This window comes from Burkholderia sp. Bp9099 (assembly GCF_003857805.1).
Taxonomy (GTDB): domain Bacteria; phylum Pseudomonadota; class Gammaproteobacteria; order Burkholderiales; family Burkholderiaceae; genus Burkholderia.
In genome coordinates this window covers 49,798-61,119 of sequence record NZ_QTPU01000041.1, presented here as the reverse complement: position 1 = coordinate 61,119, position 11,322 = coordinate 49,798, and the positions used below count along the sequence as shown (strand labels likewise).

Annotated in this window: 12 protein-coding genes and 1 tRNA gene; 9 read left to right on the top strand and 4 right to left on the bottom strand. The window is 66.1% G+C overall.

Going from position 1 to position 11,322, the window contains the following annotated elements:
• Positions 1-279: 279 nt before the first annotated feature.
• The gene (locus DIE17_RS33125; protein ID WP_044846058.1) at positions 280-1,056 is read left to right on the top strand and encodes an SDR family oxidoreductase; all 777 of its coding nucleotides are present in this window, start codon (positions 280-282) and stop codon (positions 1,054-1,056) included.
• A 32-nt stretch (positions 1,057-1,088) separates the two neighbouring features.
• The gene (locus tag DIE17_RS33120) at positions 1,089-1,520 is read left to right on the top strand and encodes an acyl-CoA thioesterase (RefSeq protein ID WP_044846057.1); all 432 of its coding nucleotides are present in this window, start codon (positions 1,089-1,091) and stop codon (positions 1,518-1,520) included.
• Positions 1,521-1,619: 99 nt separating this feature from the next.
• Here the strand turns inward: DIE17_RS33120 and DIE17_RS33115 are convergent, their stop codons facing one another.
• Positions 1,620-2,165, bottom strand: a complete 546-nt coding sequence (locus DIE17_RS33115) for a LuxR C-terminal-related transcriptional regulator (RefSeq protein WP_044846056.1) — start codon at positions 2,163-2,165, stop codon at positions 1,620-1,622.
• A 223-nt stretch (positions 2,166-2,388) separates the two neighbouring features.
• On the opposite strand from DIE17_RS33115, the gene DIE17_RS33110 reads away from it, so the two are divergent.
• Both DIE17_RS33110 and DIE17_RS33105 read left to right on the top strand, forming a co-directional pair.
• Positions 2,389-3,093, top strand: a complete 705-nt coding sequence (locus tag DIE17_RS33110; protein ID WP_044846055.1) for a CoA transferase subunit A — start codon at positions 2,389-2,391, stop codon at positions 3,091-3,093.
• A gap of 1 nt (position 3,094) precedes the next feature.
• A complete protein-coding gene (locus DIE17_RS33105) occupies positions 3,095-3,736 on the top strand; it encodes a CoA transferase subunit B (RefSeq protein ID WP_124488883.1) in 642 nt (213 codons plus the stop codon).
• A 96-nt stretch (positions 3,737-3,832) separates the two neighbouring features.
• Here DIE17_RS33105 and DIE17_RS33100 read toward each other — a convergent pair whose 3' ends face one another.
• The 3 genes from DIE17_RS33100 to DIE17_RS33090 are packed head-to-tail and all read right to left on the bottom strand — an operon-like array spanning position 3,833 to position 6,172.
• Positions 3,833-4,546 carry an SDR family oxidoreductase gene (locus DIE17_RS33100; RefSeq protein ID WP_124522521.1) on the bottom strand — a complete coding sequence of 238 codons (714 nt, stop codon included), beginning with the start codon at positions 4,544-4,546 and terminating at the stop codon, positions 3,833-3,835.
• Between the two features lie 46 nt (positions 4,547-4,592).
• Entirely contained in the window at positions 4,593-5,606 is a 1,014-nt protein-coding gene (locus DIE17_RS33095) for a polysaccharide deacetylase family protein (protein WP_124522523.1), read from the bottom strand.
• 11 nt (positions 5,607-5,617) lie between these two features.
• Entirely contained in the window at positions 5,618-6,172 is a 555-nt protein-coding gene (locus tag DIE17_RS33090) for an ester cyclase (protein WP_124522525.1), read from the bottom strand.
• Positions 6,173-6,310: 138 nt separating this feature from the next.
• On the opposite strand from DIE17_RS33090, the gene DIE17_RS33085 reads away from it, so the two are divergent.
• The 5 genes from DIE17_RS33085 (at position 6,311) to DIE17_RS33065 (ending at position 11,127) form a co-directional block, all read left to right on the top strand.
• Positions 6,311-7,216 carry a LysR family transcriptional regulator gene (locus DIE17_RS33085; RefSeq protein ID WP_124488887.1) on the top strand — a complete coding sequence of 302 codons (906 nt, stop codon included), beginning with the start codon at positions 6,311-6,313 and terminating at the stop codon, positions 7,214-7,216.
• 132 nt (positions 7,217-7,348) lie between these two features.
• Positions 7,349-8,245 carry an alpha/beta fold hydrolase gene (locus tag DIE17_RS33080; protein WP_124488888.1) on the top strand — a complete coding sequence of 299 codons (897 nt, stop codon included), beginning with the start codon at positions 7,349-7,351 and terminating at the stop codon, positions 8,243-8,245.
• A gap of 81 nt (positions 8,246-8,326) precedes the next feature.
• Positions 8,327-8,680 carry a RidA family protein gene (locus DIE17_RS33075; protein ID WP_006758848.1) on the top strand — a complete coding sequence of 118 codons (354 nt, stop codon included), beginning with the start codon at positions 8,327-8,329 and terminating at the stop codon, positions 8,678-8,680.
• A gap of 39 nt (positions 8,681-8,719) precedes the next feature.
• On the top strand, positions 8,720-10,954 hold the full coding sequence (locus DIE17_RS33070; RefSeq protein ID WP_044846048.1) for a RelA/SpoT family protein: 2,235 nt from the start codon (positions 8,720-8,722) through the stop codon (positions 10,952-10,954).
• A gap of 96 nt (positions 10,955-11,050) precedes the next feature.
• Positions 11,051-11,127 (top strand) — tRNA-Val (locus tag DIE17_RS33065).
• Positions 11,128-11,322: the final 195 nt, after the last annotated feature.

Below are 11,322 nucleotides of genomic sequence, written 5' to 3'. Positions count from 1 at the left end.
ATCGCGGCCGACAGCCCGGCCGGGCCGCCGCCGACGATCACGACGTCGTATTCCATCGATTCGCGCGGGCCGTATTGCTCGATGAGGCTTGCGGGGGTCATTGGCGTTCCTCTAACCGTTAGAATGCTTTTATTCGGGAGCGTATTGTCTGCGAAACGAAACGCTTGCCGCAACAGCATGCGGATACATTAGCACGATCGTTCTATTTTATGTGCTAGGGTTATGCTGCGTGGGACAGGGCGCCCGCGGCGGCGAAACGACATCGAAAGGGGATGTGCAATGGGTCGATCGATCAATCTGGAAGGCAAGGTCGCGTTGGTCACGGGCGCATCGAGCGGCCTCGGGCAACGCTTTGCGCAGGTGCTGTCGCAGGCCGGCGCGAAGGTCGTGCTCGCGAGCCGCCGCGTCGAGCGCCTGAAGGAACTGCGCGCGGAGATCGAGGCGGCGGGCGGTGCCGCGCACGTGGTGTCGCTCGATGTCACCGACGTGCAGAGCATCAAGGCGGCCATCGCGCACGCGGAGACGGAAGCCGGCACGATCGACATCCTCGTGAACAATTCGGGCGTCTCGACGATGCAGAAGCTCGTCGACGTCACGCCGTCCGATTTCGAGTTCGTGTTCGACACCAATACGCGCGGCGCGTTTTTCGTCGCGCAGGAAGTCGCGAAGCGGATGATCATGCGCGCGAACGGCAACGGCAAACCGCCTTACCGGATCATCAACATCGCGTCGGTGGCGGGGCTGCGCGTGTTTCCGCAGATCGGGCTGTATGCGATGAGCAAGTCGGCGGTCGTGCAGATGACGCGCGCGATGGCGCTCGAATGGGGCCGCCACGGGATCAACGTCAACGCGATCTGTCCGGGCTATATCGATACCGAAATCAATCATTACCTGTGGGAAACCGAGCAGGGCCAGAAGCTGCAGTCGATGCTGCCGCGCCGGCGCGTCGGCAAGCCGCAGGATCTCGACGGGCTGTTGTTGTTGCTCGCGGCCGACGAGTCGCAGTTCATCAATGGCTCGATTATCTCCGCCGACGATGGCTTCGGCCTCGCCTGACTGGATGACATTCAGCAACAAAGAAGACTGCAATGAGCGAATATTCCCCCGTATTTGAAATGTCGATGCCGATCCGCTGGGGCGACATGGATGCGTTCGGCCACGTGAACAACACGGTCTATTTCCGCTACATGGAACAGGCGCGGATCTCGTGGTTCGAGGAACTCGGCATCGCGGGCGGCAACGGCGAGGGGCAGGGGCCCGTGATCGTCACGGCGTCGATGGAGTTCCTGAAGCAACTGCACTATCCGGGCGACGTGATCGCGAAGATGTCGGCCGCGAAGCCGGGCCGCAGCAGCTTCGACACCGGTTTCGAGCTGACGCGCGCGGACGATCCGCAGCACGTGTATGCGCGCGGCAACGCGCGCTGCGTGTGGGTCGACTACGCGCTCGGCAAGTCGGTGCCGCTGCCGCAACTGCTGCGCGATACGATCGAGCGCGCGCTCGCGGCGCAGGTCGGCTGAGCGCGACGGCGCCGAAGCCGGCGCCCGGTGTGTCGCCATTTCCCGATGATCTCCCGAATCGGCCGCTTCACGCGGCCGATTGCCATTCCGGGGCGCGTCTTACTGGCCGAGCAGGCGCTGCAGCAGCTCCGGCGTATTGTTCGTGCCGTACTTGCGCATCAGCCGCGCCCGATAGATGTCGACCGTGCGCGAACTGATGTCGAGCACGCGCCCGATCTGCTTGCTGGTCTTGCCGGTCGCGAGCTGCGCGGCGATCTCGCGTTCGCGCGGCGTCAGCTCGACGGCGACCCGGCGCGTCGCGCTCAAGTCCTCGAAGGTCCAGACGCCCGCCGCGAGCGGCGCGGTGCGGTCGAGCGCGCGGCCCGTCACGTGGCACCAGAACAGCTCGCCGTCGGCCCGTTTCATGATTCTGTCATCGGCGTAGGTGCCGTTCGCGATCATCACGCGCGAGATGCGCTCGCCGATGCGCTGGAATTCGTCCGGCGACGGATACAGCACCTCGTACGACTTGCCGATCAGATCGGCCCGCGCGCAGCGGAAGATCGCCGCGAGCGCGTCGTTGCAGTCCTCGATCACGCGGTCGCGCGACATCACGAGGCCGAGCGGCGCGAGGTGAAAGGCAGTCTGGTAATCGAGAGCGGGCATGGCGCGGGCAAGCGGAGGCAAATGCTTATGTATTTTTGCGTATTGTGCCGTATCGGCGTCACATCGTACCCTTTCAGGCATCTCGCGGCGGTTTGCCGCGATATAAAAACAGCGCGCCTCGACGCAGGTATCGCCGTGCATGCATAGAATGATGCGGCGGGCTTGCGGCCCAGTGGGCGCGTGAACCGGTTTTGCTGGTTTCCATAGAGGAAGGGACATACAGATGAACAAAGTCTATCCAAGCGCGGCCGCCGCGCTGGAAGGGATCGTCCGCGACGGACAGACCTTCGCGGTGGGCGGCTTCGGCCTGTGCGGGATTCCCGAGGCGCTGATCGCGGCGCTGCGCGATTCCGGCGTCAAGGGCATCACCTGCATCAGCAACAACGCAGGCGTCGACGGCTTCGGTCTCGGCCTGTTGCTGGAAACGCGCCAGATCCGGAAGATGATCTCGTCGTACGTCGGCGAGAACAAGGAGTTCGAGCGCCAGTACCTGGCCGGCGAACTCGAGCTCGAATTCACGCCGCAGGGCACGCTCGCCGAGAAGCTGCGCGCGGGCGGCGCCGGCATCCCCGCCTTTTTCACGAACACCGGCTACGGCACCGTGATCGCGGAAGGCAAGGAAACGCGCCAGTTCGGCGATCGCCACTACGTGCTCGAGCCGTCGCTGACGGCCGACGTCGCGCTGGTGAAGGCATGGAAGGCCGACAAGTCCGGCAACCTGATCTATCGCCGCACCGCGCGCAACTTCAACCCGATGTGCGCGATGGCGGGCAAGATCACCGTGGCGGAAGTCGAGGAGATCGTCGAGAACGGCGAACTCGATCCGGACCATGTCCACACGCCGGGGATCTTCGTGCAGCGCATCGTGCTGAACGCGACGCCCGAAAAACGCATCGAACAACGCGTCGTACGCGCGAAAGGAGACTGACATGGCCTGGAATCGTGACCAGATGGCCGCGCGCGCGGCGAAGGAACTGCAGGACGGCTTCTATGTGAACCTCGGCATCGGCCTGCCGACGCTCGTCGCGAACCACGTGCCGGAAGGCGTCGAAGTGTGGCTGCAGTCGGAGAACGGGCTGCTCGGCATCGGCCCGTCGCCGACCGAGGACGAGGTCGACGCCGACCTGATCAACGCCGGCAAGCAGACCGTCACGACGTTGCCGGGCTCGTCGATCTTCTCGTCGGCCGATTCGTTCGCGATGATTCGCGGCGGCCACATCAACCTCGCGATCCTCGGCGCGATGCAGGTCAGCAAGAAGGGCGACCTCGCGAACTGGATGATCCCGGGCAAGATGATCAAGGGGATGGGCGGCGCGATGGACCTCGTCGCGGGCGTGAAGCGCGTCGTCGTGCTGATGGAGCATGTCGCGAAGGGCGACCAGCACAAGATCCTCGACGAATGCAACCTGCCGCTGACGGGTGTCGGCGTGGTCGACCTGATCATCACCGATCTCGGCGTGATCGAAGTGACGCCGGCCGGCCTGAAGGTGCTCGAACTCGCCGACGGCGTAAGCGCGGAAGAGATCCAGGCAAAGACGGGCGCGCCGCTCGACGTGAGCGCGGTCGCGTAAGCGCCGGCCTTTCGTCTCGACGCTCGACGCCCCGCGTTCCCCTGTGGAACGCGGGGCGTTTTGTCATGACCGCATACGTCACCCGAATCACGCTAATCACGCGATCGCGCCGCCGCCGTCGATCAGCACCGTCGAGCCGGTTGCATAAGGCGTTGCCGCCAGATACACGATCGCATTCGCGACGTCCTCCGGCTGGCCCACGCGGCGTGCCGGGAGGCGCTGCGCGGCGCCCGCGTACATCGCGTCGCGCGCATCGGGGGCGAGCTTGTCCCACAGCGGCGTCGCGATCAGGCCCGGTGATACGGTATTCACCCGCACGGGCGACAGCTCGAGCGCAAGGCCGCGGGCGAGCGCCTCGAGTGCCGCGTTGATGGCCCCCTGCAGTACCGACGACGCGTTCGGTCGCACGCTTAGGTAGCCCGACACGAACGTCAGCGAACCGCCGGGTGCGATATCGATCGAGCGTGCGACGCGGTATGCGCCCCAGAACTTGCTGTCCATCGCGGCCTGCGCGTCGGCAAGCGGCAGCGCGCGGATCGGGCCTGTCGCTGTCTTCGCGGCCGAAATCACGACGTGGTCGAACTGGCCGGCGCGCGCGCAGAACGCATCGACGGCCGCCGTATCCGTGATGTCGAGCGCTTCGGTGCGTACTTGCGCGCCCGGCGCGGCATCTGCATCGACCCTGTCCGGGTTGCGCGATGCGATCGTCACGACAGCGCCGAGTCGTGCGAATGCGGTCGCGGCGGCGGCACCGATGCCGGAGCTGCCGCCGACGACGAGTACCTTCTTTCCGTGGAGTGAATCGTTCATGGTGGTCCTTCCGAGGTGAGGAGGTGAGCAGGTGAGCGCAATCCGGTCAGATCGTTTCGGCTTCGCGCAACGTCGACGGGCTGCGCAGGGCAAAGCGGGCGATGTCGTCCTTGCGCATGAAGGCAACGCCCGGATGCGATCGAGCGTAGTGCAGGAACGCGTCCCAGGCGCGGACCATCTGCGGCGTGCCGCTGATCCGGTCGTGCGCGCTGATCGACATCAATCGTCGCCGCTGGCCGGCTTCCGCGTACAACTGGTCGAAATCGAGCTTGATCTGCTCGAGAAACATCGTCGGCGAGTAATTGCGGCCTTCGATCAGCAGGATGTCGTTGTTGCGCAACGTGTATGGAACGACCGCGAAATCGCGGCCGTCGACGGTTTCGATGAAGGGCTCGTCGCGGCTGACGTCGTCGATGTGATACACGTAGCCGAGTTCCTGCAGCAGCGGCAGCGTGTGCGGTCCGCGCCGCAGCCAGTTGCAGTTGTAGCCGATCGGGCGCCGTCCCGTCGCCGCTTCGACCATGTCGCGGGCTTCGGTGAGGAAGCGGCGCTCGTCGTCGCGGCTCATCGCGAATTGCGACCGCCAGGTCGGGCCGTGCGCGGCCGCTTCGTGGCCGCGCGACACGATCTCGCGTGCCAGTTCGGGATGCCGGCGCACGGCTTCCCCGATCATGTGCGACGTGACCTTCACGCCATGCCGGTCCCACAGGTCGAGAAGACGCGGGATCCCTTCACGGTAGCCATATGCGAACCACGTGGCCGACGCGAGGTCGACCGGGACCGACGGTGGAAACTCGACGGACGGGAACGGGCTGTCCGCGCCCTTGGGCGGTTGTCCGCCGGCCTCGAACTGCATCGAGATCGAGATGGCGAGCCGCGTGTTGTCCGGCCAGAACCCGCTGGCGTTCGTCCCGGCAGCATCCGATATCGGCGCGGCAGTTGCCGACCGGGAGGCGCCCGCGGCCATCGCGATGCCGGCGGCCGCCCCGGCGCCTGCTTGTGCAAGAAACTTGCGGCGCGCCGGACGCATCGCCGAAGAATCGTAGTCGCTGTCAGTCATCGTCCCCTCCGTCAGCCGACGAGCCCGAGCTGACGCATCAGCGTCAGGTTGTCCTCGATGTGCCAGTTTTCCGCTATCCGACCTTGGACGATGCGGTAGATGTCGGTCGCGATGAAGTCGATCGCCTGTCCGCTTCCGGTCGTTCCGTTGAACGTGCCGGTGAAATGGCCGCGAAAGTGCAGGTGCACGACGACACGGTCGCCCGCCACGATCATCTGTTCGATGTCGCAATGCAGGTCCGGGATGGCCGTGCGCATCGTCCTGGACGCCGCGAGTGGCCCCGCTACGCCTTGTTCACGGCCGGCCGGCAACGTCCGGTCGACGAAATCGGCCGCGAGTGCAGCGCGGGCGAGGGTCGCATCACCGGTATCCCAGAACGTGCCGTAGCGACGCGCGGCGAGGATCTGCGCGCGCGCCTGCGTAGCCGGCACGTCGGTCGCGACGGTCAGGCCGTGTGGGTCGAGAAGGTCGGCGGCGCGGGCCGCGACAGGCGACAGCGCGGCGACGCAGGCCGCCGCGGCGATGACGCGGGTGATCGGGCGCACGTTCGAAGGAAGGATCGACATGGTTTCGGATGTCCTGTGAATGGCGTCGCGGGACGACGCGGAACAGGTATGGTAGGTTTCCGTTCTGAACACAAATACGGTCTAAAAGCGAATGGATTATTCGAAAAAAAGAAAGGGCGAGGCGAAGCGGGTGCCGCGATGCTGATCGACGATCTCCCGGCGCTCGATACCTTCGCGAGAATCGTGTCGGCCGGTAGCCTGTCCGCGGCGGCGCGCGAGCTGGACTTGTCGCTGTCCGTCGTCAGCAAGCGGCTCGCGCATCTCGAGTCGCAGCTCGGCGTGCGTCTGCTGCACCGGACGACGCGACAGCAGACGCTGACCGACGACGGTGCGCAGTTCCATGCGCAGGTGCTGCGCATCCTGGCCGAGGTCGATCGCGCCGAAACGCTGATGAGCGATCGTCGCGGCACGGTCAGCGGCGTGCTGCGCCTGACGGCGCCCGGCGAACTCGGCCGGCTGCGGATCGCGCCGCTCGTCGCCGCGTTTCAACGGCAACATCCGGAGTTGACCGTGCACCTGATGCTGACCGACGCGATCGTGGATCTGCTCGCGCAGGACATCGACGTTGCCGTGCGGATCGGCAGCCTCGCCGATTCGACGATGATCGCGCGCGAGCTGGCGCCGAATCATCGCGTGCTGTGCGCGTCGTCGAGCTATCTCGCCGTGCACGGGCTGCCGGCCCATCCCGCCGAGCTTCGCATGCACCGATGCATCGTGATGGGCGACCAGCCGCGTGCGGAGTGGCGGTTCGACGGTGTACAGGGCGCGGTTGCGGTCGAAGTGACGGCCGCGCTGCTGACGAACGACGGCGGTGCGGCTCGTACGTTGGCGCTGGAGGGCGCGGGCATCGCGCTGAAGTCGATCTGGGATGTCGGTGCCGACCTCGACGCGGGCCGGCTCGTCCGCGTGCTGCCGGCATTCGCCGCACCCGCGGCGCCGCTTCATGCAGTCTATCCCGGCGGGCGTCACGTGCCGTTGCGCGTGCGGGCGTTCATCGACTTCCTGCGCGAGCAGTTGCGCGCCTCGTGGCGCCGCGGCGCGTGAGCCGGTGCGAACGATGCGCCGGATGACCGCAGGCGCGTGACGACCCGCCGTTAAGAAGCGGTTTACAATCGTTTGCATCGGGTGGTGCAAGCATTGCCCGCCGCACCGTCCACGTTCGACAGGATGCCAACGATGCCAACAACCTCAGCGAATCCTCCGGTTCCCCGTCAGCGACGGGTGCAGTGTGCGAGCGCCGCAGGCCTTCACCACGTCGCCTATACCGAATGGGGCGACCCCGCCAATCCGCGCGTGCTGCTCTGCGTGCACGGCCTGACCCGTTCGGGGCGCGACTTCGACCGGCTCGCCGCCGCGCTGTCCGATACGTATCGCGTCGTCTGCCCCGACGTCGTCGGGCGCGGGCGCTCCGACTGGCTCGCCGATCCGCGGCTTTATGCGATTCCGCAGTACGTGGCCGACATGGTGACGCTGATCGCGCGGCTCGACGTCGAGTCGGTCGACTGGTTCGGCACGTCGATGGGCGGGCTGATCGGCATGGCGCTCGCGGGGCTGCCCGGTTCGCCGCTGCGCCGGATGATCGTCAACGACGTCGGCCCGCGCATCGAACCCGATTCGCTGACGCGCATCGGCGAATACCTCGGCGTGCAGCCGCGCTTCGCGACGGAGCAGGAGGGCATCGACTATCTGACGTCGCTGTCGCTGCCGTTCGGCGCATTGAGCGGCGACGAGTGGCGCGAGATCAACGGGCCGTTGCTGCGCGAGTTGCCCGACGGCGGCTGGACGATGCGCTACGATCCGCGCATCGCGGAGCCGTTCAAGGCGACGACGCCCGAACTGGCCGCGCTCGGCGAGGCCGCGCTGTGGCGCGCGATCGAGACCACCGATGCGTCGCTGCTGGTCGTGCGCGGCGAGCGTTCCGACCTGCTGTCGCGCGACACGGCGGCCGAGATGGTGCGGCGCGGCCGGCACGTGACGCAAGCCGAGATCCAGGACGCGGGCCATGCGCCGGCGTTCATCAGTGCCGACCAGATTGCGCTCGCCCGCCGGTTTTTCGTCGAAGGCGGCGCATAAACGCGTCATAATATGCGGTTCGGCGGCACGCGGGCCGTGTCGTCGCCGATACTTCACCTACTCACACGACCGGAACATTCCATGGCAGTCATTCGTCACCACGTCGGGGCCCGTCTCTCCGAAACCGCGATCCACAACGGTACCGTGTATCTGGCCGGCCAGATTGCCGAAGACACCACCCAGGACATCAAGGGCCAGACGCGCGAAGTGCTCGGCCACATCGACCGCCTGCTCGCCGAAGCGAACAGCGACAAGGCGCATCTGCTGTCGGTGCAGATCTACATTTCGGATCTCGCGAACTTCGAAGGCATGAATGCGGAGTGGGACGCGTGGGTCGCGCCCGGCAATACGCCGCCGCGCGCGACCGTCGAGGCGAAGCTCGCGGATCCGGCGCTGCTCGTCGAGATCGTTGTCGTCGCCGCGCAGCGGAGCTGAGCGAAGCATCACGATGACCGCAATACGCCAGGCCGTGCAATGACCGAGTCCGTTTCCGCTTCTTCCGTCGCGGCGCCGTCGTTCGACGACGTGCTCGCGTTCGTGCGCGAGCGGGCCGGCGACGCGCGCCTGTCGACGGGCGAGTTGCTCGCCGATCATTCGGCGGGCACGGCGTCGATCATGCGCACGCTGAACGTCGACCCGCACGCGATGCAGGCGGCTGCGCTGTTCGTGCTGACGCCGCACCTGAACGACCCGGAGCGGGAGTTGACCGAACGCTTCGGCGAAGAGGTTGCGCGGCTCGTATCCGACGTGCGCAAGCTGCTGCGGCTCGGCACCGTGAGCCTGCGCGCCGCGCAGAACGCGATGCCCGACGCCGGGCGCGACGCCGCGGAAGAGCGGCGCACGCAGATCGAGGCGCTGCGCAAGATGCTGCTCGCGTTCGCGCAGGACATCCGCGTGGTGCTGATCCGGCTGGCGTCGCGGCTGCAGTCGCTGCGCTACTACGCGGCGGCGAAGATCGACCCGCCCCCCGACGTCGCGCGCGAGACGCTCGAGATCTATGCGCCGCTCGCGAACCGTCTCGGTATCTGGCAACTGAAGTGGGAGCTCGAGGACCTCGCGTTCCGCTTCGAGGATCCGGTCACCTACAAGCGCATCGCCAAGCTGCTCGACGAAAAGCGCATCGAACGCGAGGCGTACGTCGCGCAGGCGATCGAGCGGCTGCAGCACGAACTGGCGGAAGCGCACATCCCGGCCGACGTGAGCGGTCGGCCGAAGCACATCTACAGCATCTGGCGCAAGATGCGCGGCAAGGAGCTCGACTTCTCCGAGCTGTACGACGTGCGCGCATTCCGCGTGATCGTGCCGGACATCAAGGATTGCTACGCGGTGCTCGGCATCGTGCATCACCTGTGGCAGCCGGTGCCGAAGGAATTCGACGATTACATCTCGCGTCCCAAGCCGAACGGCTACAAGTCGCTGCATACGGTCGTGATCGGCGACGACGGTCGCGCGTTCGAAGTACAGATCCGCACGCAGGAAATGCACCGCTTCGCGGAGTACGGCGTCGCCGCGCACTGGCGCTACAAGGAAGCGGGCGCGCGCGGCTATGGCGGCCAGTTCTCGGCGAGCGACAAGTACGACGAGAAGATCGCGTGGCTGCGCCAGCTGCTCGCATGGAAGGACGACGTCGAGGACGGCACCGAAGTCTCGGGCGACAAGGCGTGGGCGCAACTGCGCGAGACATCGCTCGACGACGACCATATCTACGTGCTGACGCCGCAGGCGCGCGTGATCGCGCTGCCGCAGGGCGCGACGCCGGTCGATTTCGCGTATCACCTGCACAGCGAGCTTGGCCATCGCTGCCGCGGCGCGCGCGTCGACGGCGTGATGGTGCCGCTGAACACGTCGCTCGCCAACGGCCAGACGGTCGAGATCGTCGCGGTGAAGGAGGGCGGGCCGTCGCGCGACTGGCTGAACCTGCAGCTCGGCTACCTGAAGAGCCCGCGCGCGCGACAGAAGGTGCGTGCGTGGTTCAACTCGATCGAGCAGGAAGAGAACATCGCGCATGGTCGCGCGCTCGTCGAAAAGACGCTGCAGCGCGAGGGCAAGACGTCGGTCAACCTCGACAATTTGGCCGCGAAGCTCGGCTTCAAGTCGCCCGATGAGTTGTTCTCGGTCGTCGGCAAGGAGGAATTCAGCCTGCGCAACGTCGAGCACGCGCTGTCCGATGCGCCGCCGCCCGACCATGCGCCCGAGGCGCCCGCCGATTTCGAGAAGCGCAGCAGCGGGGCGAGCGTCGCGCACGGCGCGTCGACCGGCGTGCTGGTGGTCGGTGTCGATGCGTTGCTGACGCAGCTTGCGCGCTGCTGCCGTCCGGCGCCGCCCGACCCGATCAGTGGTTTCGTGACGCGCGGCAAGGGGATGTCGATCCACCGCAGCGACTGCCCGACGTTCCGGCGGATGGCCGAGCGGGCGCCGGAGCGCGTACTGCAGACGACCTGGTCGGCCGACGTGCTGGGCGGCCGTGGTGTGTCCGTCTATCCGGTCGACCTGATGATCGAGGCGAGCGACAGGCAAGGCCTGCTGCGCGATATCTCTGAAGTGTTCGCGCGCGAGAAGATGAACGTGGTGGGCGTGAAGACGCAGAGCCGCCGCAACGCGGCATTCATGCAGTTCACGGTCGAGGTGTCGAATTCCGCGCAGGTGCAGCGGGCGTGCACGCTGCTCGGCGAAGTGCCGGGCGTCGTGCGGGCGGGGCGCAAGGCTTGATGTCCCTGTAATGGGGTTGGAGCCCGATCATTTTGCTGCGGCCGCATAAAAACGCTTGCCAAGTCTGCGTTGGCTCCATATAATCTTAGCTTCTCTAGGCTCGTAGCTCAGCTGGTTAGAGCACCACCTTGACATGGTGGGGGTCGTTGGTTCGAGTCCAATCGAGCCTACCAACGAATTGAGAATGCCCGGTTTTTCGGGTGTTCGATGAAGTAAATAACTCAACGCGAACAAGGCGAATACGGTTATGACACCGCGAACGTTGACCGAAACCTTTTCGGAGCGACGCTAGTCGAGGAACGTTTTCGCCCTTTCAGTTTGAGTGAAGTATCGAATGCGGCCCCTCGAAAGCGGGGCCGCATTTTTTT

Excerpts from the sequence above, each read along its gene's own strand:
- DIE17_RS33070 (WP_044846048.1), top strand. The coding sequence starts at position 8,720 with ATGACCGAGTCCGTTTCCGCTTCTTCCGTCGCGGCGCCGTCGTTCGAC.
- DIE17_RS33125 (WP_044846058.1), top strand. The coding sequence starts at position 280 with ATGGGTCGATCGATCAATCTGGAAGGCAAGGTCGCGTTGGTCACGGGC.
- DIE17_RS33105 (WP_124488883.1), top strand. The coding sequence starts at position 3,095 with ATGGCCTGGAATCGTGACCAGATGGCCGCGCGCGCGGCGAAGGAACTG.
- DIE17_RS33095 (WP_124522523.1), bottom strand. The coding sequence starts at position 5,606 with ATGACTGACAGCGACTACGATTCTTCGGCGATGCGTCCGGCGCGCCGC.
- DIE17_RS33110 (WP_044846055.1), top strand. The coding sequence starts at position 2,389 with ATGAACAAAGTCTATCCAAGCGCGGCCGCCGCGCTGGAAGGGATCGTC.
- DIE17_RS33085 (WP_124488887.1), top strand. The coding sequence starts at position 6,311 with ATGCTGATCGACGATCTCCCGGCGCTCGATACCTTCGCGAGAATCGTG.
- DIE17_RS33100 (WP_124522521.1), bottom strand. The coding sequence starts at position 4,546 with ATGAACGATTCACTCCACGGAAAGAAGGTACTCGTCGTCGGCGGCAGC.
- DIE17_RS33115 (WP_044846056.1), bottom strand. The coding sequence starts at position 2,165 with ATGCCCGCTCTCGATTACCAGACTGCCTTTCACCTCGCGCCGCTCGGC.
- DIE17_RS33090 (WP_124522525.1), bottom strand. The coding sequence starts at position 6,172 with ATGTCGATCCTTCCTTCGAACGTGCGCCCGATCACCCGCGTCATCGCC.
- DIE17_RS33080 (WP_124488888.1), top strand. The coding sequence starts at position 7,349 with ATGCCAACAACCTCAGCGAATCCTCCGGTTCCCCGTCAGCGACGGGTG.
- DIE17_RS33120 (WP_044846057.1), top strand. The coding sequence starts at position 1,089 with ATGAGCGAATATTCCCCCGTATTTGAAATGTCGATGCCGATCCGCTGG.
- DIE17_RS33075 (WP_006758848.1), top strand. The coding sequence starts at position 8,327 with ATGGCAGTCATTCGTCACCACGTCGGGGCCCGTCTCTCCGAAACCGCG.